The following is a 20857-nucleotide window of genomic DNA, read 5'->3' as shown; positions in this document are numbered from 1 at the left end:
CATGCCCTTGCTTCAAGGCCATGACCTTTCGGAAAGGCGATATGGGGAGAGTCTCTGCCCTTGCAAGGCGCCGGGCCGCAACGAAACCGGACCATTCCGGACTCCGCGGCGAGCCGGGCTTGAGAAGGCGTCCGCGCGCCGGTATCACTGCGCAGCCAAGGGCCGCGGCCGCGGCGCTGGAGGGGAGCCGCGTAAGAGCCCATGCTGTTTCACGAGCCGGCGTTCCTGCTGGCCTTCCTTCCGGCCTGTCTTCTCGTCTTTCATGTGCTGCGCCGCTACACGTTCGGCGGCGCGCTCATATCGCTGCTGGCCTTTTCCCTGCTCTTCTATGCTTGGTGGAAGCCGGCCTATCTGGTTCTGCTGATCGCCTCCATCGCGTTCAATTACGGCGCGGCGCGGCTGATCATCCGTTCAGACGGGAAAGCGCGGCGAAACTGGCTGATACTGGGCGTCGCCTTCAATCTGGCGCTGATCGGGCTTTTCAAATATTTGCCGCTGATCGGTGAAACCGCCGGTTTTGTCGGCGGTGCCTTCAATATCGCCGCCGCCGGTCCGCCCTACAGCCTGCCGGAACTGATCCTGCCCATCGGCATCTCTTTCTATACGTTCCAGCAGATTGCTTTTCTGGCGGACGTCCATGCCGGGATCGCCAGGCTGCCGCCGCTGCGGCGCTACGGCCTGTTCGTCTCCTTCTTCCCGCAACTGATCGCCGGCCCCATCGTCCACCACACGGAGATGATGCCCCAGCTGCGGCGGGAGAATTATTCCGTCGACCTGACCAAGGTGACGGAGGGCATGTTCTTTTTCGCCGCGGGCCTCTTCAAAAAGGTGGTGATCGCGGACGGCATCGCCGTTTACGCCAACCGTTTCTTCAATCTGGATCTGGGCGAGACCGCGGTCAGCACGGCCGATGCATGGCTCGGTGCGCTGGCCTACTCGCTACAGCTCTATTTCGATTTCTCGGGCTATTCCGACATGGCGATCGGGCTGGCCCTGATGTTCGGCGTGCGCCTGCCGATCAATTTCGCCTCGCCCTACAAGGCCGATTCCATCATTGATTTCTGGCGGCGCTGGCACATCACCCTGTCGCGCTTTCTGCGCGACTACCTCTATATCCCGCTGGGCGGGAACCGGCGCGGCCGGTCGCGCCGCTATATCAATCTCTTCATCACCATGCTGCTGGGCGGGCTGTGGCACGGCGCGGGCTGGACCTTTGTTTTCTGGGGCGGCCTGCACGGCCTGTTCCTGGCCCTCAATCACGGCTGGAACACCCTTCTCAAGGGGCTCGGCCGGAAAGCGGTCACCGATAACGCCGCCGGTTACTGGGCCGGCCGGCTGCTGACCTTCGCAATTGTCGTCATCGCCTGGGTGCCGTTCCGGGCCGAAAGCATCGCTTTTTCCACCGCCGCGTGGCGCGCCATGTTCGGACTTGCGGGCGAGGACTCGGGCAAGGCGCTCTATGCTTTTGACGGCGGCTGGCCCAAGCCGCTGGAATGGCTGGCCGCCCCGGTTGATTTCAACCTGCTGACCGTGCCGCCGGTATTATGGATCTTTCTGGCGCTCGTCATTGCGTGGTTCGCGCCCAACACCCAGCAATTTGCCCGCTGGTGCGGCTATCGCAGCGACGGCGCGGGGCGCAACGGTCTCAGCCTCGCATCGCCCCTGCGCAGCGCGGTCTTTGTCTCGGCCTTCGCCCTGTTCGTGTTCGCCGCCGCCAGCCGGCTGATCAATGCGGGGGCCAAGATCGAATTCCTCTATTTCCAGTTCTAGGGACGGAAAATTTGACCTTCTGGCGTTTCCTTCTCTGTCTCCTGATCATCCCCGCCGCGGCGCTGGCGGTGGCCGCGCCGCGCTATGTGGCCGACCCGTATGGCGTGTTCAATCCGCCCGAAGGCGTGATCAGCGGCAACCGCCCGAACCTGCGCTTCATCAAGCATCTCAAGCTGTCGCAGTCCTGCCGCGCGGGCGAGGGCTATGTCCTCGGCACCTCGCGCGCCACCGGCTATGACGTCGAGACGCTGGAGGAGATCTACGGCTTCCCCTTCTTCAACTACACGGTGCCGACGGAGAACTGGGCGGGCATGGAGTTCCGCGCCCGGTGGCTGATGGAGCATTGCGATCCCGGCCTGGTGGTTCTGACGCTGGATCCGCTCACATTCCGCGTCGAATCCTATACCGACGATTATCTGCGCCTCGACCCGCCGGAAATGACGGGCCGTAACCCGCTGCTTTACCGCCTCGACTATCTCCGCACCCCGATGAGCAGCATCCTGCGGCTGGAATCCAGCCGCGATGACCGTTTCCAGTATGACGCCGATACCGGCCACTGGAGCATTCCCGCCTCCGAACATGCGCGGGCGGCGGGGCGCGGGCTGGATGAGAAAGGGCGATGCGGCGCCCGGCGGCTGCGCGGGGACAAGGCGCCGCGCTTCCGCCCGCAGATCGAATCGATGGAGGCCATCAAGGACACCGCCCGCCAGACCGGAACCGATCTCCTCTGGGCCGTCACGCCGCTCAGCTCCACCTACCAGAACCGGTTCGACATCGAATTCTATCGCGGCTGGGCGCTGCAGATGCTGGGCGTCACGGAAGAGTTCCTGTTCCTGGCGGGCTACAATCCCTTCACCACGGACGGCACGGCCTATTGGGAGTATAGTCACTTCCGCTATACCGCCGCCGGCCCCTTCATCCGGGAAAGCCTGAAGCATCGCGATACGGCGCTGAACGGCGTCTGGACGCAGGGCGCGGCGGAGGATTTTGCCGCCGCGCTGACGGCCAACTATGCCGCGCACCGCGCCCGTTGCGCGAAAAAGACCAAAGGGAGCTGATCCCGATGAACCGGCTGCGGTTCATACTCTGCCTCCTGCTGATCCCCGCCGCGGCCGCCGCCACCGTCGCCCCGCGATATATCGCTGATCCATACGGGGTTTTCCGCACTGTCGGCGCGCCCACCCACAAACAGGTCAATCTGCGCATCGTGAAGCAGGACCGGCTGCAGGCCGGGTGCGCGGGGGCGGATTCCTTTGTCCTCGGAAACTCCCGCGCAACAGCCTATGAAACCGCCGCCCTGGAGGAGATCTATGGCGGCCGCTTCTACAGCCTGAACATTCCCGCCGACACCTGGCGCGGCATAGAGCTGCGGGCGTTATGGCTGATCGAACATTGCGGCCCGGCCCGGCTGGTCGTGTCCATGAGTCCGATGGGCTTCCGCTACGGCTTCTTTGACGAATCCTACGCCCGGATGGAGCCGGCGGCGATTTCCGGGCGGGCGGACTGGCTTGTCCGCGCCGATTTTCTCCGCGCGCCCATGTCGGCCCTGCTCACCAACGCCGCCAGCGAAGGGCAATTCCTCTACGACCCCGAAACGGGCCACTGGCAATATCCTGCGATCGAGGCCCGCCGCGCGGCGGGGGAGCCGTTTGCCGGCGTGGATCAGTGTGCGTTGCGCGGCGTGCGCAAATACCGGCCCAAACGTTACGCCGGCCAGAAACGCGCCATCGCCCGCATCCGCGACGCGGCGAACGCCGCCGGCGTGGACGCGGTTTTCGTGGTGGAGCCGCTCAGCGCCACGATCCTCACCCGCATGGATGTTGAAACCTATACCGGCTGGCTGGCGGACGTCGCGCCGGCCGCCCCGGAACTGGTCTTTCTCGGCGGGTTTCACGATTTCACGCTGGACGGGCTGAATTACTGGGACCAGACCCATTTCCGGCCCGGCCCCACCACGGCGCTCCTGCATCAGGCGCTGCAAAATCGCGACGGCCCCATGGTCGGCGTCTGGTCGCGTCCCCATTATGATCGTCTGACCGGCATCGTGGCGGCCAATTACGCCGGCCACGCCTATCTCTGCGACGGAAAAAGCGGCGGCTGAGCGGATATCATGACTCTGGATGGCGGCGACGGCTTCAAATATCTGCCCGGCCATTTCGACCGCGCGGCGCAGGAAAGCCTTGTCAAAACGGTCCGCGCCGGGGTCGAGGCCGCGCCGCTTTACCGCCCCTCAATGCCGCGTACGGGGCAAAAGCTCTCCGTCCGCATGACCAATTTCGGTTCGCTGGGCTGGGTGACGGACCAGAAGGACGGCTATCGCTATGAATCCGCCCACCCGGTTACCGGCGGCCCCTGGCCCGCCATGCCCGCCGTCATGCTGGACCTGTGGCGGGCGGTCACCGACTATCCGGCGCCGCCGGAAGCCTGTCTGGTGAATTTCTATGATCCGGACGCCCGGATGGGTCTGCATGTCGACTGGGACGAGGAAGCGGCCAACGCCCCGGTCGTCTCGGTCAGCCTCGGCGATGACGCCCTGTTCCGTCTGGGCGGGCCGCAGCGCAAGGGCAAGACGCGTTCGCTGCGTCTGAAATCGGGCGACGTCGTGGTTCTGGGCGGCGCATCGCGGCGTTTCTATCATGGCGTGGACCGCATCTATCCGGGCACCAGCGCGCTATTGCCCAAGGGCGGCCGCATCAATCTCACGCTCCGCCGGGTGACGCTTCCGGACTGAACGGAAGCTGCGCCGGCGCTTCAGCCTGAGTTCATGCCCGGCGTGACAGGGTTGCAACGTATCCGGCGGACCGGCGCCTGTGCGGGAACCGGCTTATCTCCCGCGCGTTTGCCCCCGTCACGAGCGTTGATGAAAGGAATAAACGTCATGTACGCCAAGATTTCACTCCTTGCCGCCGCGGGTCTTCTTGCTGCGGCATGCACGAGCACCGGCAATGTTGAACGCAACGCCATCGGCGGCGCGGCCCTTGGCGGCATCGCCGGCGCGGCCATCGGCAACAATGTCGGCGACGGCGACGCCCAGCGCGGCGCGGCGATCGGCGCGGCGGTTGGCGGCGCGGCCGGCGCCTATAAAGGCTATCGCGAAGACCAGCGCGTCCAGGGCCGTCAGGGCCCCAATGGCGGCGACCTCTATTATGACGAGCGCGCCCGCCGCTATTTCTATGTCGATCGCGACGGCTGCACCTATTGGCAGAACGGCCAGTATCGCGGCTGCTAGTCGAAGCGCTCGCACACACACACATGAAAACGCGCGGCTCTTGTGGGCCGCGCGTTTTTCTTATGGGCGGAATAGAAATTTCCGATGCCGCAAAGGCTTGCGAACGGCTAGTTGAGAATTATTCTCAACTCCATGTTCAGGTTCGATGCAGCCCTTCTCAAGACCGGCACCTATGCGCTGATGCATCTCGTCGTGGCGGTGGCCGTGGCGTTTGCGCTGACGCGCAATCTGCACGCCGCCCTCGCCATTGGTTTGCTGGAGCCTTTTGTCCAGACCATCGCCTATACGGTGCATGAGCGGGCGTGGCGGCGCCGGGCGGCCCGCGCCGGGGCGCGGGTCTCCGCCTAGACCTTGAAGTCCGTGGTTCCGCCGGTGCTTTCGCCGCCGGGCGCGGTCTGGCCGCCGCCCTGTCCGCCGCCCTGCGGCCCGGTGGACACCGCCACCATCGCCGCGCGCAGCGGGCGCTCGCCCAGCACGTAACCCACCTGCATCACCTCCGCGACGCGGCCCGAGGGAACATCGGACGGCATCTGCGTCACCGCCTGATGGCGGTTCGGATCAAAGGCTTCGCCCTTCGGATTTTCCTGTTCAACCCCATGACGCTCGAAAGCGCGCATCAGCTCGCGCTGCGTCATCTCCACGCCGGACAGCAGGTTCTTCGCCAGCTCGGACCGCCCTTCGTCGGACCCTTCCGGCACGCTTTCCAGCGCCCGCGTCAGATTGTCGGCGACCGAGATCAGGTCCGTGGCGAACCGTTCGATGGCGTAGGTGCGCGCCGCCTGCACATCGCGTTCGGCGCGCTTGCGCGTGTTTTCCAGCTCCGCCAGCGCCCGCAGCGCGCGGTCGCGCAAATCCTCGTTCTCCGCCTGCAGCTTGGCCAGCGGGTCATTGGAAGCGTCCAGATCGCCCCCGGCGCTCGCCGCCGCTTCCGCGGCCTCTTCCATCGCTTCGATGTCGTCCGGCGCCAGGCCGGCTTCGTCTTCGCGGTTTTCGTCACTCATTATCCAGCATCCGTCCTACAAGGCGCGCGGTGTAATCGATCATCGGGATCACGCGCGCATAATTCAGGCGCGTGGGACCGACAACCCCCAGCGCGCCGACAACTTTTCTCTCCCGGTTCATATAGGGAGCCACGACCAGGCTCGAACCCGAAAGACTGAATAAGGGATTTTCCGCGCCGATAAAGATGCGCACGCCCTCCGCCTCGCGCGTCTGGTCCAGCAGGGAGATCAGCTCCTCTTTCCGCTCCAGATCGTCGAACAACAGGCGAATCCGCTCCAGATCCTCCGCTGCGCCGAACTCTTCCAGCAGGCGCGACCGGCCCCGCACGATCAGCATGCGTTTCGCCTCGCCCCCGCTCCATTCCGCCAGCCCGGTGGAGACCAGCCGCTCCGCCGCCTCGTCCAGCGCCGCCTGACCGGCGGACAGCTCCTCGCGGATATCCGCCTGCGCCTGCGCCAGCGTGCGTCCCTTCAGCCGCGCGGACAGGTAGTTTCCGGCCTCGACCAGCGCCGACGGCGTCAGGCCCTCGGGCGTGGCCATGATGCGGTTCTCGACATTGCCGTCCTCGAACACCAGCACCGTCATGGTCTGGCCGTTCCCCAGGCTGACGAACTCCACATGTTTCAGGCCGGCATCGCGCGCCGGCGTGGTGACCAGCCCGGCTCCGCCCGCCAGCCCGGAAACCATCTCGCCCACCGATTCCAGCACCTGATCCATGGACTGGCCCGCGCCCTTGATGCGCACATCGATCTGGCTGCGCTCATCCTCGGTCAGGTCGCCGATCTGCAAGAGGCCGTCGACGAACATGCGCAGCCCGGCATGGGTGGGCAGGCGCCCGGCGCTGGCGTGCGGCGCGGTCAGCAGCCCCATCTGCGCCAGGTCCGACATGGTGTTGCGGATGGAGGCGGGCGACAGGCCGATGCTCTGGATGCGCGAAATCGTCCGCGACCCCACCGGCTCGCCGGTCGAGAGATAGGATTCCACGACCTCCCGGAAGATGGTGCGCGCGCGGCTGTCCAGCTCCACGGCGCCGCTCTCTGGTTTCTTCTCATCCATTTCAACACCATAGCTAGGCGAGGCGGGCCGCCTCCGCAATCGGCTCTTGGGCTGGAAGCCGCCCCGCGCTACAGCTTCGCGCAACCTGCCGCCTCAAACCCCGCCGACTAAGGACAAGAGCCGATATGAGACCTCACGACCGTGCGCGCGACGCCCTCCGAGATGTGACGCTGGAGCCCGGCGCGGCGATCTATGCGGAAGGCTCCTGCCTCGCCCGGTTCGGCGGCACGCATGTGCTGTGCGCGGCCAGCGTGGAAAATTCGGTCCCGCCCTGGATGCGCGGCTCGGGCCGCGGCTGGGTGACGGCGGAATACGGCATGCTGCCCCGCGCCACCCATACGCGCGGCCAGCGCGAAGCGGCGCGCGGGAAACAGTCCGGCCGCACGCAGGAAATCCAGCGCCTGATCGGCCGTTCGTTGCGCGCCTGTGTTGACCTGCAGGCGCTGGGCGAGCGCCAGGTTATCCTCGACTGCGACGTCATTCAGGCCGATGGCGGCACCCGCACCGCGGCCATCACCGGCGCCTGGGTGGCCCTGAAACGCGCCTGTAATTTCCTGATAGAGGAAGGCGTGATGAAGACCGACCCGGTGTTCGATCAGGTGGCGGCCATTTCCTGCGGCGTGGTCGACGACCAGACGCGGCTCGATCTGGAATATGAAGAAGACAGCCGCGCCCAGGCCGACGGCAATTTCGTGCTCTCGGCTTCCGGCGGCATCATCGAGGCGCAGGTCACCGCCGAGGACCGCGCCATCAGCGATGAGGATTTTCAGGAATTGATGCGTCTGGCCAAAACCGGCTGCACGGATCTGTTCGCGTTGCAGAAAGCGGCGCTGGGCTAGGGCCTACTCCGCGGCGTTCTCTGACGCCTTTGCGTCGTTCGCCGCTGTCCCGTCTTCTTCGTCATCGACAAATTGCAGGATGTCGCCGGGCTGGCACTCCAGCTCGCGGCACAGCGCCTCCAGCGTCGTGAAGCGCACGGCCTTGGCCTTGCCGGTTTTCAGGATCGACAGGTTGGCCAGCGTCACCCCGACACGGTCGCACAGCTCGGTCAGCGACATACGCCGCTCCAGAAGCACTCGGTCCAGGGTCACTTGAATCGCCATTGCCGTCCTTATCTAGATGGTCAGCTTCTGTTCGTCACGCATGCGCGCGCCCTCGCGGAACACCTCCGCCATAACCATCAGCGTCAACACGGAGAACCAGACGGAGAGGGAGACTTCCACGTTCAGATATTCCGCCGGCGTGGAATCCTCCGGCAGGAAATACATCAGCGCCGCCGCGGTTCCGCCCAGCAGGTAGCGCGACAGCTCCCAGACCGCCAGCGCGATCCAGACCACGCGCAGATGAACCGCGTTCTGTTCGACAAACGGGTCGCCCTGGGACAGCGTCGCGAAAATCTTCCGCAGCCGCCCGACAATGATCAGCGCCGCGCCCACCGTGATGAACATGATCGCATTGGCCAGCACGGCCAGCGCCGGCGACAGCCGTTCCACTTCCAGCCCCAGATCGAAGCCGAAGGAAACCAGCAACAGCGAAAGTCCCGCAACGCCCGCGAAGAAAAGCGCGATCCACAGGAAGATACTGAAGATTCTCAGCGCCACGCGCAGTATGGATGCGATAGAGCGGTGTCCGAGCGCTTTCATCTCTCTCCCTTGGCGAACCGGTTTCGTCAAGACTTGTTGTTATTCGATAAACACGTATCGACTTTCGATGAAATCCGCAAGAGCACAATCGCATCAAGGCATTACAATGTTTTCATTCACGAAGATCGTCGTCGCCAGCCACAATGAGGGAAAGGTGCGCGAAATCCGCGATCTCCTTGTTCCGCTGGGCATAGAGACCGTCTCGGCCGGGGAGCTGGGTCTGGACGATCCGGAAGAGACCGAAACGACGTTCGAGGGCAACGCCGCGCTGAAGGCCCGCGCCGCGGCGGAGGCGTCCGGCCTGCCGGCGCTTTCCGATGATTCCGGCCTCGCCGTCGCCGCGCTGGATGGCGCGCCCGGCATCTATTCAGCGCGCTGGGCGGGGGAACCGCGCGATTTCGGCAGGGCGATGGAGAAGGTCTGGACCGCGATGTCGGAGGCGGAAAGCGATGACCGCGCCGCGAAATTCGTCTGCGTTCTGGCGCTGGCCGAGCCAGGCGGCGGCGTCCATACCTGGCGCGGAGAGGTGGAGGGCGAAATCGTCTGGCCGCCGCGCGGCGGCAAGGGATTTGGCTATGACCCGATTTTCCAGCCCCCTGGCCGCAAAGAGACCTTCGCCGAGATCGAACCGCAGGAAAAACACGCCATGAGCCACCGCGCCCGCGCCTTTGACAAATTTCTCGCCGCGCTGAAATCCGGCGCGGAGCCGCGCGCATGATCGCCGCCCTCTTTGGCCTGTTCGCCTTCGCCGCCGCACAGTCCGCCGACCTTCCCGTAGAGCAACAGCTGGACGTGAGCGAGCTGGACGCCGGGGTGTGGATGCACACCTCCTATCGCGACCTGCCCGAATATGGCCGCGTCGGCTCCAACGGCCTGATCGTGGAGCGCGCGGATTCCGTGGTTCTCATCGACACCGCCTGGGGCGAGCCGGCCACCGAAAAGCTGATGGACTGGGTGGCGCGCGAGATCGGCAAGCCCGTGAAGCTGGTCGTCATCACCCATTCGCATGAGGACCGCACGGCCGGACTCCCCGTTACCAAGGCCGCCGGCGCGGCCAGCATTGGTCTCAACAAGACCGCGCAGATCATGATGTCGGAGGGCCGGGGCGGGCTTGATATCGGCGCGGTCGGCAAGAGCTTCGGCATTGATGAGGGCTATGACGGGATGGAAGTCTTCTATCCCGGTCACGGTCACGCGGAGGATAATATCGTCGTCTATGTCCATCGCGCGAACCTGTTGTTCGGCGGCTGCCTGATCCGCGCGGCGGACGCCACGTCCATGGGCAACACCGCCGACGGCAATCTCGAAACCTGGGCCGAGGCCGCCGAAGCCCCGGCAGAGCGCTTCCCGGGGATAGAGGTGATCGTCCCCGGCCACGGCGAACCCGGCGGCCCCGAACTGATGGCGCATACCGCGGAGCTGGCGCGCGCCGCGCGGGATCAGTGACCCGGCCCGCCCTCGGTCTCTATGCGCACTGGCCCTGGTGCGCCCGCATCTGCCCCTATTGCGATTTCAACGTCTATCGCGCCAAGGGCGCGGATACGGACGCCATGACCGCCGTCCTGACCGGCCATGTCGGCCTGTGGGCGGAGCATATGCAGCCCCGTCCGCTTGCAAGCCTGCATTTCGGCGGCGGCACCCCTTCGCTGGCGCCGCCCGCGACCATCGCGGCGGTGATCAAGGCCGCCGATGCGCGGTTCGGCTTTGCGCCGGACGCCGAAATCGGCCTTGAAGCCAATCCCGAAGACGCCGGCCCGGAACGCTGGCGCGCCTTCCGCGATGCGGGGGTGGAGCGCGTCTCGCTCGGCGTGCAGGCCCTGGACGATGACGCCCTGAAATCTTTGGGGCGCATGCACAGCGCCGATCAGGCGCGGCGCGCCATTGCGCTGGCGCTGGAGATTTTCCCGCGCGTCTCCATCGACCTGATCTATGCCCGCCCGGACCAGACCGCCGAAGCGTGGGAGGCGGAGCTGGAGGAAGCGCTCGGCTTCGGCCTGAAGCATCTCTCCGCCTATCAGCTGACTATCGAACCGGGCACCGCCTTCGAAAAACGCGCCGCGCGCGGGCAACTGGACACGCCTGAAGAAGACAGCGCCGCGCAATTTTATGAGATCACGCAGCAGATCTGCGCCGCGCGCGGCCTGCCCGCCTATGAGGTTTCGAACCACGCCAGCGGCCCGGCGCATCAGAGCCGCCATAACCGCCTCTACTGGACCTCGCAGGACTGGATCGCCATTGGCCCCGGCGGGCATGGCCGCTTGTGGGCGGATGGTGACGCCCGCCGCGGTTTCGCGCTGGCCCGCCGCCCGGACGCCTATCAGGCGGCGGTGTCGGCGGGCGAACTCTGGGAAGAGGACGAAACCCTCTCTCCGCTGGATGCGGCGCGCGAGATGATCCTGATGGGTCTGCGCATCACCGACGGTCTGGACCGCGCGCGCCTGCGCGCCGCCACCGGCCAGGATGTCGATGCGGACGCCCTTGCGCGCCTGACCGGTCAGGGCCTCGTCGCGGGCGATGAAACCCGCATCAAGGCCACGCGAAAGGGCCGCCCCGTGCTGGACTATGTGGCCGGGGCGCTCTGTCCCTAGGATTCCGGCGGGAAGCGGGTCGGCGCAGGCTGCACCTGCTGGAACCCGCCCGCCGTCAGCTCATAGATGGCCAGCGCCCGCTCGGCGATATTCTCCTGATCGAAGCGGAACAGACCGCCCGCGCCCAGAAAGCCCTGGGGATTGGCCAGTTTCAGTTCCGCCTGACGCCCGCGCGCCCCGGCCAGGTGATCGGCGATCGCCACCGCGTCATAGGCCAGGCTCGCCAGCCGCGACGGGCCGGATCCATAGGCGGCGCGATAGGCGTTCTCGAAGCGCGTCTGCGCGTTCTCGTCCGGTCCGGCGATCAGCGCCCCGCGCAGCGAGGCCACGCCCCGCAGCGTAATTTGAGACCGCCACAGCGCGGAGCCCATCAGCAGCGTATCCCGCCCTTCGAAATTATGGATCGACAGGATCGGCGCCAGCTCGACCAGCGAATCCCCGGTCTCGGTCAGGAACAGCGCCCCGAAACTCCCCCGGCTCTGGTCCAGCCGCGTGATGGCGGCGGTGGAGGCGTCGGCGTTGAACAGCGGATAGATTTCGCTGGTCGCAAAGCTCAAGCCTCCCGGCATCGCGCCGTTCTCGCGCAGGCGCTGGTCGAAGCGCCGCGTATATTCATTGGTCGGCCCCAGCAGCGCCGCCGCGCCGGCGCCCTGGCTGGCCGCGTATCGGCTCAGCGCCTCCACCTCTTCCTCCGGCGGGTAGGACAGCAGATACGCCCCTTCGCCCGCCACCATGCGGTCGGTGGAAAAGGCGATTACCGGCACGCCCTGCGCCCAGGCCACGTCCGCCGCGGCGGTCACGGATTCGGCGAATAGCGGCCCCAGAATCACGTCCGCGCCCTCGCGCAGCGCCGATTGCGCCGCCGCGCGGGCGCCCGCCGCGCGGCCGCCCGTGTCTTTCGGAATGATCAGCAGCGAATCGCCGCCACGCTCGAACAGCGCCAGCTGCGCGGCGTCCAGCATGGAGGCCGCCTCGTTCCGCGCCGCCTCGTTGCTGGCCGAAAACGGCAGCAGCAGCGCCGCGCGGATGACCGTGCGGTCTTCCATGTGCGGCGGCTTGATATAGCTGTCCGGCTCTTCGGCGTCGCGCGGATCCGGTTCGTCCGGTTCTTCCAGAACGATATCGGGTTCTTCCTGCGCCGGGGGCGGGGGCGGCGGAGTCACCACCGGGTCGGGCCGCGGCGGGGCGCTGCCGCACCCGGCCAGCGTCAGCCCGGCCACAACGGCCATGGAAAGCGCCAGCGTCTTCCAAAACGCCTTCAATGATGAAACCTTAAGTCCTGACATGAGGTCCGATATCCCTGATCCGCGGCGGCAAGACGCCATAAGCTGGCCGAAGCCCGACCCATCCCTGGCGCCGGGACTTTATATCGTCTCCACGCCGATCGGAAACCTCCGCGATATCACCTTTCGCGCATTGGATGTTCTGGCCGGCGCCGACCTGATCCTGGCCGAGGACACCCGCATCACCCGCCGCCTGCTGGAAACCTATGGCGTGACCACGACCATGCGGGCCTATCACGACCATAATGCGGCGGAGATTCGTCCCGAAATCATCGCGCAACTGGAAGGCGGCGCGCGCATCGCGCAGGTCTCCGACGCCGGCACGCCGCTGGTCTCCGACCCCGGTTTCAAGCTGGCGCGCGACGCCATAGACGCCGGAATCGGCGTCATCCCGATTCCGGGCGCATCCGCCGCGCTGGCCGGGCTCGCCGCCGCGGGCCTGCCGACCGATGCCTTCCTGTTCGCCGGTTTCACTCCGCCCAAATCCGGCAAGCGCGCGGCGTTTTTCGAGACCTTCGCCCGCGTCCCGGCGACGCTCATCTTCTATGAATCCGGCCCGCGTCTGGCCGACAGCCTCGCCGCCATGGCCGATGTTTTCGGCCCGCGCCCGGCGGCCGTCGCCCGCGAACTGACCAAGCGGTTCGAGGAAACCGTGCGCGGCGACCTGCCGGACCTCGCCGCCCGCTACGCCGAATCCGGCGCGCCCAAGGGGGAAATCGTCGTGCTGGTCGGCCCGCCTTCGGAGGCCGAGGCCGAATGGGACGACGCCCGCATCGACACCGCCCTGAAAGAGGCGATGGAGGCCGACTCGGTGAAGGACGCCGCCGCCGCCGTCGCGAAAGCCAGCGGCCTGCCCCGGCGCGACCTCTACCAGCGCGCGCTCGCCCTCAAGAGCCGCGCATGAGCGGGGCCGCCGCGCGCCGCCGCGCCGAACGCCGCGGCGCCTGGGGCGAAATCGCCGCCGCCGCCCTGCTGATGCTCAAAGGCTATCAGATCGTCGCCCGCCGCCGCCGCACCGGTTTCGGCGAGATCGACCTGATCGCCCGGCGCGGCGGGGTTCTGGCCTTTGTCGAGGTGAAAACCCTGGCCAGCGCCGCGGCACGCGCCGATCCCGTGCGTCCGCGCCAGATGGTGCGCACCGCCCGCGCCGCCAGCGTTTTTCGCGGCCAGCGCCCTGATCTGGCCCGATTGGATATGCGATATGACTGGGTGATTGTGGCGCCGTGGCGCTGGCCGGCGCATCATGCCGATGCGTGGCGGCCTGATTCGCCCGACCTGGCGCATCTGAACTGAACCATTCTGGAAGGGGAGGCCCGCCCATGCTTCGCTTGATACTTCCGCTCGCCGCGCTGGCGCTTGCCGGCTGCACCTCCACGGTCGGCCTGTTCACGGCCGAGCGTACCGGCAATCAGACCCTGCAGGACGTCAACGCCACCATGGCGATCAAGACGCGGATGAGCCGCACCGAGGACTTCTATCTGAAAGACGTCGATGTGGAGATTACGGAGGGCGTCGCCCTTCTCACCGGGGAGGTGCCGCGCCCCGAAGACAAGATCGAGGCGGAGCGCATCGCCTGGACCTCCGATTATGTCGATCAGGTGGGGAACGAGATCCATGTCGGCGCCCGCGACACCTTCAAGGCCAGCGCCCGGGACGAATTCATCACCGACCAGGTGCGCGCCCGGCTGCTGGCCGACTCTGGCGTTCGCAGCGTGAACTACAATGTAGAGACCCATCAGGGCGTGGTTTATCTGCTCGGCGTGGCGCGCAGCCAGGTCGAGCTGGACCGCGCCTCCCAGATCGCGAGCCTGGTGCCCGATGTGGAAAGAGTCGTGACCTATGTCCGGATCGAGGGCCAGTAGATGAGCTTGCGCGTCGCCGTCCAGATGGACCCGCTCGAGTCGGTCGATATAGAGGCCGACACGACCTTCGCCCTGATGATGGAAGCGCAGGAGCGCGGCCACCAGCTATTCGTCTACGGCCCGGAGGCCCTGACCTGGGGCGCGGGCGAAATCCGCGCCCGCGCAAGACCGGTCGAGGTGAAGCGCGAAAAGGGCAATCACGCCGCCTTCGGCGCGGACACAACGCTGGATTTGCGGGAGGACGCGGATATCGTCCTGATGCGGCAGGACCCGCCCTTCGACATGTCCTACATCACCGCGGCGCATATCCTGGAGATGCTGCACCCGGACACTTTCGTGGTGAACGACCCGTTCTGGGTCCGCTCCTCGCCGGAAAAAATCCTGCCGCTGGATTATCCGGACCTGATGCCGGAAACCCTGATCAGCCGCGATGTCCGCGAAATCCGCCAGTTCCGCGACCGGCTCGGCGACATCATCGTCAAGCCGCTCTACGGCAATGGCGGCGCCGGCGTCTTCGCGCTGAAACAGGGCGATTCCAACCTGTCTTCCCTGCTGGAAATGTTCTTCCAGATCAGCCGCGAACCGGTCATCGCCCAGGCCTTCCTCCCGGATGTCTCGAAGGGCGACAAGCGCGTCATCATCATCGACGGCGAACCGATCGGCGCCATCAACCGCGTCCCGCAAAAGGGCGAGGCCCGCTCCAACATGCATGTCGGCGGCAAGGCCGAACCGGATGAACTGGACGCAGAGGACCGCCGCATCTGCCAGGCCATCGGCCCGATGCTGAAAAAACGCGGCTTCATCCTGGTCGGCATCGACGTCATCGGCGGAAAGATGACCGAAATCAACGTCACCTCCCCCACCGGCATCCAGGAACTCAAACGCTTCTCCGGCATCGACACCGCCGTCGCCTTCTGGGACGCCGTCGAACGCCGCATCGCCATGAAAGACTGGCCGCTAAGGCCGGATACGGAAGCGACGCCGCGGTAGAAAAAGGAAATAGCGCCGGGTTTCCGGAGGAAATTCGCGCTCTCCGGACCCCGCCTTCGAGACGCCCTTGCGGGCTCCTCAGGCTAAGGTTTGGGGCTGGAAGCGATTGTTCTAACTCCCCCTTCTATCACCCTTCCCCTGAGGAGCCGCGCCTTCAGGCGCGGCGTCTCGAAGGGCCGGAAAGCAGGGACAAACACGGAAATATCAGACCGGGTCTCCGCTTGAGCCATACTCCTCCCTGTTCGCTGCCGCGAGGGACCATGAGCTCGGGTCGCATGGGGCGGGGAACGGCGCCGGAGGTGTCGCGGGAGGAGACCTTGCCCGATGACCGCTCCGGCCTGTCGGAAGGGACTGCGAAGGAAAAACGGTCGCAAGGCCAACTTCAGGCAGGTTCAAACGTCAGCGGCGCGCAGCTTCGGTTCGCAAAGCAATCCAATAATAAATACGGCCAGCGTCCGAAACGCGCGCCGCTTCCCTCACTTGCTCATGCCTCCGAGGTCACAGGACCTGCGGAGCTTTCGGCGCATCCTCTCCCGAGAGTCCCCGGAAATCGCGAAGCGATTATCCGGGGTCCAGAGATGGCGGGACCGCCGAAAACTGGATCCCGGACATCCGCTGACGCGGATTCCGTGAGCAAAAAAGAGGAGGAAGCACCCAAAGTGCTGGCCCTGCCGCCTCACTCCAGCAGGCGCGGTCCCGGGCCGTCTTCCGACAGCACGTCGCCGGGATTGCGCAAGGGGCAGGCCTTGATGGAGAGGCAGCCGCAGCCGATGCAGCCGTCCAGATTGTCGCGCAACCGGGTCAGCGCCGCGATCCGCGCGTCCAGGCTCGCCCGCCAGGCTTTCGACATGCGGGCCCAGTCCGCGGCGTCCGGCGTGCGGCCGGCGGGAAGCGCGTCCAGCGCCTCGCGGATCTCGGCCAGCGAAACGCCCAGACGCTGCGCCGTCTTCACCACCGCCACGCGCCGCAGCGCCTCACGCGGATAGCGCCGCTGATTGCCTTCGGTGCGCCAGCTCGCCAGCAATCCTTCCCGCTCATAAAAGTGCAGGGTGGAGACCGGGACCCCGCTGCGCCGCGCCAGTTCGCCGACGCTCAAAGGGATGTGGCGCTGGTCGGGTTTTATCTTCGCCATGGCTATTGACCTCAACTTAACTTGAGGTTCTATGCCTTCACGCTCCAACAGGGACAACACCGGAGCGCATGCCGCCATGTCAGTGAATTTCAGGGCCGAATCGGGCCTTTCCCGCCCCCACGCCCCGGCCCCGGCCGATGCCTCCGGCGCCGGCCGGAAGCGCGTCCTGCTGGTCGGCCAGTCGCCGCTGGCGCTGGAAACCGTGCTTGCGGAAGTCGAGGCGCTGGGCTTTGAGGCCGCCGGGTCGGCCCAGCCCGAACGCGCCGTCGACACGTTCGACGCGGCGAATTTCGATCTGATCGCGCTGGGCGCGGGCTTGGCCGCCCCGATGCGCGCCTTCCTGAAGCGCGGCTTCACGCGCCAGTCGCCCGATATCCGCATCATCGACACCATCGCCCCCCGCGCCGCGCGGGACATCGCCGCGGCCCTCTCCGGCGCGGACCCGGCGCTGGACCTGCCCGCCTATTTCGCGCGGATCGGTTTCAAAGGTCTCGCCTCGCCGGATCTCGCCACCCTGCGGCGCCTGCAGGAATTGCACCCCGACGCCATCCCGTTCGAGGCCATGGACGTGCTGCTGGATCGCGGCGTCGACGTGTCGCCCGAAGCCGTCGAGGCGAAGCTGGTCGCCGGTGGGCGCGGCGGTTACTGCTTTGAGCAGAATGGCCTGTTCCTGCGGGCGCTACAGGCCATCGGGTTCGCGGCGGAGGGCCGGCTCGCCCGGGTCCGCTGGGGCGCGGCGCCCGGCGCCGCCCCGGCCTCGCTGACCCATATGGCGGTGCAGGTGATGCTCGATAACACCCCCTGGCTCGCCGATGTCGGCTTCGGCGGCAGCGCCCCGCCCGAGCCCTTGCGTATGGACATCACCACGCCCCAGACAACGCGGCACGGAACCTACCGCCTTATCCCCTTCGGCCCGGCCCTGCTCCTCCAGTTCTGCATGGACGGCGAATGGACCGCGCTGTACGAGGTCGCGCCGCAGACCCCCGAACAGGCCGATTACGAAACCGGCAACTGGCGCACCTCCACCCACCCGGACTCGCATTTCCGCAGCCAGCTCAGCGTCGCGCGCACCACGCCGGAGGCGCGCCACACGCTGAAGAACGCCCTCTACACCGTCCGCGCCGCCGATGGCCGGACGGAGAAGACGGCGCTGGACGCGGACGGCCTTGCGCGGGTCCTGAAAGACGTCTTCCGCCTGCCGGTCGCGGCGGACTGGCGGCCCGCCCTTGAAGGCGCCGCCGCCGCGACCGCGCGGGAGGAGGCCGACCATGCTTGATACCCGCAAACAGGCGCGGCTCGCGCTCGGCCAGGCCCGCCTGCGCATCGCCCGCCCCACCGCCCGGCTGGGGGAGATGATACGCTTCTACCGCCACGCTCTGGGCTTTCAGGAACTGGCGCAGTTTCAGGACCATGACGGCTTCGACGGCGTCATGCTGGGCCATCCCGGCGCGCCCTATCACCTCGAATTCACCCGTGAAGCCGCCGGACAGGCCGTCGCGCCGCCGCACCCCGACGCCCTGCTGGTCTTCTACCTGCCGGACCGCGGCGTGTGGCTGGCGGCGGTGGAGCGGCTATGGAATTACGGGGCCGCGGCGGTGCCCTCCGCCAACCCCTATTGGGACCGCGCCGGCCTCACGTTCGAAGACCCGGACGGCAACCGCATCGTCCTGCAGAACGCCGCCTGGCCGATCTGAAGAAGCTAAATCGTTCCTATTTTGTTCTTGACGATGGTTAACGCGTCTGGTTGCATCCGCGTGAAACGGACAACCGGGTGCGAGGGCGGGTTATGGCGCGGGTGATGACGGCGGCGTTCGAGGGCGCGGAGGCGCGGCGCGTCGACGTTCAGGCGCAGATCACCGGCGCGCAGCAGCCGGTCTTTTCCGTGGTCGGGCTGGGCGACAAGGCGGTCAGCGAATCCCGCGAACGGGTGCGCGGCGCCTTCGCCGCCATCGGCCTCGCCCTGCCGCCCAAGCGCGTGGTGGTCAATCTGGCCCCGGCCGATCTGCCCAAGGAGGGCAGCCATTACGACCTCCCCATCGCGCTCGCCGTCATGGCCGCGCTCGGCGTCGTGCCCGAGGACGCGCTTTCGGGCTTTGCTGCGATTGGCGAGTTGTCGCTGGACGGCGCTATCGCGCCGGTCTCCGGCGCGCTGCCCGCCGCGATGATGGCCAGCGAACACGGCCTCGGCCTCATCTGCCCCGCTGATTGCGGGCCGGAGGCCGCCTGGGCGGGCGACATGGACCTTCTGGCGCCAAAATCGCTCATCCAGATCGTCAATCACTTCAAGGGCAATCAGGTCCTGACCCCGCCGGAGGCCGGACCGCTGGCCGAACCGGCCGCCGCGCCGGACCTGCGCGACGTGCGCGGACAGGAAACCGCCAAGCGCGCGCTGGAGATCGCCGCCGCCGGAGGCCACAACCTGCTGATGGTCGGCCCGCCCGGCTCCGGCAAATCCATGCTCGCCGCCCGCCTGCCCGGCCTGTTGCCGCCGCTGACGGCGCGGGAGCTGCTGGACGTCTCCATGATCCAGTCCGTCGCCGGGCTGCTGGAGCGCGGACAGCTCACCCGCACGCGCCCCTATCGCGCGCCTCATCACTCCGCCTCCATGGCCGCCATGGTCGGCGGCGGGATGCGTGCGAAACCGGGGGAGATCAGCCTCGCCCATCGCGGCGTCCTGTTCCTCGACGAACTGCCCGAATTCACCCCGCAAGTGCTCGATTCCCTGCGCCAGCCGCTGGAAACGGGGGAGGTAATCGTCGCCCGCGCCAACGCTCACGTCCGCTACCCGGCGCGGTTTCAGCTGATCGCTGCGATGAACCCGTGAGGACGCGTTGCCTTCTTTCCATCGTTTTCCGAAGGAACATGATGGAGATTGATTTCAATCTCCTCTTTGCCGATCACGATGTTTTCCGTGATCGCATCCACGATCGAGCGCTTTTCCTCAAAGGGAAGATCATACCAACGGCTATAGAGGTCGCGGGCGCCTGAAATGATCTCTTCGCTCGATAGCCGATTGATTTTGAGAACATCGATCTCGGCTTGAAGCTGCGCCTGGCGCTGCTCGATCGCTTCCTTGCGATCATCAAGCGGATTGTAGAGCGCGCCGAACTTCTTGGTCGTCAGCTCGTCATCGATATAGGAGCGGTAAACCTTCTCCTGTTCCGCCGCGACCTTGCGGTGCTCGCGTCCGAGCGCGTCCAGTTCGTCCTGCTTCTTGACGATGTCCTCATCGCTGTCGGCCAGGAACGCTTCCAGCTGGTCGTCGGAAAAGAAGAAGCTCTTGAGTTGCTCCTGAAACAGCGCTTCGAGATCGTCGATCGGGATCTTGTTTCGGCATTCACCACAAATGTATTTCGGAGAGGGCGCGCGCGGATACATCTTGTTTCCGCACTCGCAAATCGCGTAGCCGGAAAACAGCGCAGCCGTCTTGCGGCGCGCCGGCCGGCCGGCGCGCTGCTGATCCATGATGGTGTTGCATTGGCTCCATAGGTCTTCGGAGACAATCGGCTCCACCGGACGCAGCACCCACTCCCCTTCCGGTTTGAGGCTCGCCGCTTTTCCGCGGCCATTAGACTTGGTGTAGTTGGCGCGGTGGACGCCCTTTGCTGTGGGATCGCGCAGAAGGCGCGTGATGGTCGTGTCAGAGAACTTCGCTCCCTTGCGCGTCCGGTAGCCCCGCTCGTTCAGGATGCGGGCGACAGTCTTCTTCCGCTTATGTTCAAGGAAGAGCTCATAGACGAGCTTGCGAACGGGCGCTTCGTCCGGATGGGGCACGAGCTTCCCGTCCAGCCAGTGATAGCCGAAGCAGGGCTGTCCGCCGATCGGCTTGCCAAGTTTCGCGCGAACCGGCACCGCGGCGGCGACCCGTTCAGCGATTTCCTCGCGCTCCCACTGCGCCATCGCCGCGATCATCGTATAAAACAGGCGTCCGGCCGGCGAAGACGTGTCGATCGCTTCCTGAAGCGAGATCAGGTCCGCGCCATGCTCCCGGAAGAATTCCGCAAAATCCAGGAGTTCGCGCGTGTTGCGCGCCAGCCGGGCCAGTTTTGAGAAAATCAGGCCCGAGATCGCGCCACTCGTAACATCCGCCATCATGCGCTTGGCCTCTGGATGGTCGGAGACCGACTTTCCCGATACGCCCGAGAGATCATAGACCTCGACAACCTCCCAGCCTTTCGCTTCCGCATAGAAGCGGGCGCGCTGTTGGTGATTGGCCGGACTTTCTCCGTTGGCCTGATCCTCTGTCGAAACCCGGATCCAGACGCCGACGCATTTTTTCTCAAGCTGGGCCATCACTGCCTC

The 20857-nt window shown here is 66.2% G+C and carries 23 protein-coding genes and 1 pseudogene; 17 read left to right on the top strand and 7 right to left on the bottom strand.

Going from position 1 to position 20857, the window contains the following annotated elements; genetic code table 11:
- Positions 1-201: 201 nt before the first annotated feature.
- From L338_RS02720 to L338_RS02695, 6 genes are all read left to right on the top strand, one after another.
- A complete protein-coding gene (locus tag L338_RS02720; RefSeq protein ID WP_022696823.1) occupies positions 202-1770 on the top strand; it encodes an MBOAT family O-acyltransferase in 1569 nt (522 codons plus the stop codon).
- 11 nt (positions 1771-1781) lie between these two features.
- Positions 1782-2828 (top strand): hypothetical protein, encoded by a 1047-nt coding sequence (locus L338_RS02715; RefSeq protein ID WP_022696822.1) that lies wholly within the window; start codon positions 1782-1784, stop codon positions 2826-2828.
- 5 nt (positions 2829-2833) lie between these two features.
- Entirely contained in the window at positions 2834-3871 is a 1038-nt protein-coding gene (locus tag L338_RS02710) for a hypothetical protein (RefSeq protein WP_022696821.1), read from the top strand.
- Between the two features lie 9 nt (positions 3872-3880).
- Positions 3881-4501, top strand: a complete 621-nt coding sequence (locus L338_RS02705; RefSeq protein ID WP_022696820.1) for an alpha-ketoglutarate-dependent dioxygenase AlkB family protein — start codon at positions 3881-3883, stop codon at positions 4499-4501.
- 147 nt (positions 4502-4648) lie between these two features.
- Complete coding sequence (locus tag L338_RS02700; RefSeq protein ID WP_022696819.1) at positions 4649-4999, top strand: YMGG-like glycine zipper-containing protein; 351 nt, start codon at positions 4649-4651, stop codon at positions 4997-4999.
- Between the two features lie 111 nt (positions 5000-5110).
- Positions 5111-5347 carry a DUF2061 domain-containing protein gene (locus L338_RS02695; RefSeq protein WP_206740778.1) on the top strand — a complete coding sequence of 79 codons (237 nt, stop codon included), beginning with the start codon at positions 5111-5113 and terminating at the stop codon, positions 5345-5347.
- Here the strand turns inward: L338_RS02695 and grpE are convergent.
- Both grpE and hrcA read right to left on the bottom strand, forming a co-directional pair.
- Positions 5344-6000, bottom strand: a complete 657-nt coding sequence (grpE, locus tag L338_RS02690) for a nucleotide exchange factor GrpE (RefSeq protein WP_033310336.1) — start codon at positions 5998-6000, stop codon at positions 5344-5346. The genes L338_RS02695 and grpE overlap by 4 nt on opposite strands.
- Positions 5993-7057 carry a heat-inducible transcriptional repressor HrcA gene (gene hrcA, locus L338_RS02685; protein WP_022696818.1) on the bottom strand — a complete coding sequence of 355 codons (1065 nt, stop codon included), beginning with the start codon at positions 7055-7057 and terminating at the stop codon, positions 5993-5995. Before hrcA ends, grpE begins: the two co-directional genes overlap by 8 nt.
- A 125-nt stretch (positions 7058-7182) precedes the next feature.
- Here hrcA and rph point away from each other — a divergent pair, with 125 nt between their 5' ends.
- On the top strand, positions 7183-7896 hold the full coding sequence (rph, locus tag L338_RS02680; RefSeq protein ID WP_022696817.1) for a ribonuclease PH: 714 nt from the start codon (positions 7183-7185) through the stop codon (positions 7894-7896).
- A 3-nt stretch (positions 7897-7899) separates the two neighbouring features.
- Here the strand turns inward: rph and L338_RS02675 are convergent, their stop codons facing one another.
- Both L338_RS02675 and L338_RS02670 read right to left on the bottom strand, forming a co-directional pair.
- On the bottom strand, positions 7900-8160 hold the full coding sequence (locus L338_RS02675) for a helix-turn-helix domain-containing protein (protein ID WP_022696816.1): 261 nt from the start codon (positions 8158-8160) through the stop codon (positions 7900-7902).
- Between the two features lie 12 nt (positions 8161-8172).
- Positions 8173-8700, bottom strand: a complete 528-nt coding sequence (locus tag L338_RS02670; protein WP_022696815.1) for a DUF2975 domain-containing protein — start codon at positions 8698-8700, stop codon at positions 8173-8175.
- Between the two features lie 106 nt (positions 8701-8806).
- Here L338_RS02670 and rdgB point away from each other — a divergent pair, with 106 nt between their 5' ends.
- Genes rdgB through hemW form a run of 3 tightly spaced genes read left to right on the top strand, consistent with a single transcriptional unit; the run spans position 8807 to position 11288 of the window.
- On the top strand, positions 8807-9418 hold the full coding sequence (gene rdgB, locus L338_RS02665; RefSeq protein WP_022696814.1) for an RdgB/HAM1 family non-canonical purine NTP pyrophosphatase: 612 nt from the start codon (positions 8807-8809) through the stop codon (positions 9416-9418).
- Positions 9415-10146, top strand: a complete 732-nt coding sequence (gene bla / locus L338_RS02660) for a subclass B1 metallo-beta-lactamase (RefSeq protein WP_022696813.1) — start codon at positions 9415-9417, stop codon at positions 10144-10146. Before rdgB ends, bla begins: the two co-directional genes overlap by 4 nt.
- Positions 10143-11288, top strand: a complete 1146-nt coding sequence (hemW, locus tag L338_RS02655) for a radical SAM family heme chaperone HemW (protein ID WP_027068219.1) — start codon at positions 10143-10145, stop codon at positions 11286-11288. Before bla ends, hemW begins: the two co-directional genes overlap by 4 nt.
- Here hemW and L338_RS02650 read toward each other — a convergent pair.
- On the bottom strand, positions 11285-12574 hold the full coding sequence (locus tag L338_RS02650) for a penicillin-binding protein activator (RefSeq protein ID WP_161624592.1): 1290 nt from the start codon (positions 12572-12574) through the stop codon (positions 11285-11287). The genes hemW and L338_RS02650 overlap by 4 nt on opposite strands.
- Between L338_RS02650 and rsmI the strand changes: the two genes are divergently transcribed.
- From rsmI to gshB, 4 genes are read left to right on the top strand one after another with little or no spacing between them, the layout of a single operon-like run.
- Positions 12573-13475, top strand: a complete 903-nt coding sequence (rsmI, locus tag L338_RS02645; RefSeq protein ID WP_081639436.1) for a 16S rRNA (cytidine(1402)-2'-O)-methyltransferase — start codon at positions 12573-12575, stop codon at positions 13473-13475. The genes L338_RS02650 and rsmI overlap by 2 nt on opposite strands.
- On the top strand, positions 13472-13864 hold the full coding sequence (locus L338_RS02640; protein WP_022696811.1) for a YraN family protein: 393 nt from the start codon (positions 13472-13474) through the stop codon (positions 13862-13864). Before rsmI ends, L338_RS02640 begins: the two co-directional genes overlap by 4 nt.
- Before the next feature lie 26 nt (positions 13865-13890).
- Complete coding sequence (locus tag L338_RS02635) at positions 13891-14433, top strand: BON domain-containing protein (RefSeq protein WP_022696810.1); 543 nt, start codon at positions 13891-13893, stop codon at positions 14431-14433.
- The gene (gene gshB / locus L338_RS02630) at positions 14434-15423 is read left to right on the top strand and encodes a glutathione synthase (protein ID WP_022696809.1); all 990 of its coding nucleotides are present in this window, start codon (positions 14434-14436) and stop codon (positions 15421-15423) included.
- 676 nt (positions 15424-16099) lie between these two features.
- Here gshB and soxR read toward each other — a convergent pair.
- Positions 16100-16555, bottom strand: a complete 456-nt coding sequence (soxR, locus tag L338_RS02625) for a redox-sensitive transcriptional activator SoxR (RefSeq protein ID WP_022696808.1) — start codon at positions 16553-16555, stop codon at positions 16100-16102.
- A 76-nt stretch (positions 16556-16631) separates the two neighbouring features.
- On the opposite strand from soxR, the gene L338_RS02620 reads away from it, so the two are divergent.
- The 3 genes and pseudogenes from L338_RS02620 to L338_RS02610 form a co-directional block, all read left to right on the top strand.
- Positions 16632-17831, top strand: coding sequence for an arylamine N-acetyltransferase family protein (locus tag L338_RS02620; protein WP_022696807.1), 1200 nt, complete (start codon positions 16632-16634; stop codon positions 17829-17831).
- Positions 17824-18249 carry a VOC family protein gene (locus L338_RS02615; RefSeq protein WP_022696806.1) on the top strand — a complete coding sequence of 142 codons (426 nt, stop codon included), beginning with the start codon at positions 17824-17826 and terminating at the stop codon, positions 18247-18249. The genes L338_RS02620 and L338_RS02615 overlap by 8 nt, the downstream gene beginning before the upstream one ends.
- A gap of 92 nt (positions 18250-18341) precedes the next feature.
- Positions 18342-19376 (top strand): annotated as a pseudogene (locus L338_RS02610) (YifB family Mg chelatase-like AAA ATPase); the annotation flags it as partial.
- Here the strand turns inward: L338_RS02610 and L338_RS02605 are convergent.
- Complete coding sequence (locus L338_RS02605; protein WP_022696804.1) at positions 19352-20848, bottom strand: recombinase family protein; 1497 nt, start codon at positions 20846-20848, stop codon at positions 19352-19354. The pseudogene L338_RS02610 and the gene L338_RS02605 overlap by 25 nt on opposite strands.
- Positions 20849-20857 lie beyond the last annotated feature (9 nt).

It is taken from the genome of Euryhalocaulis caribicus, assembly GCF_000412185.1.
GTDB lineage: Bacteria > Pseudomonadota > Alphaproteobacteria > Caulobacterales > Maricaulaceae > Euryhalocaulis > Euryhalocaulis caribicus.
Note: the sequence above shows the minus strand (reverse complement) of the source record. Positions and strands in the feature narration are given on the sequence as shown.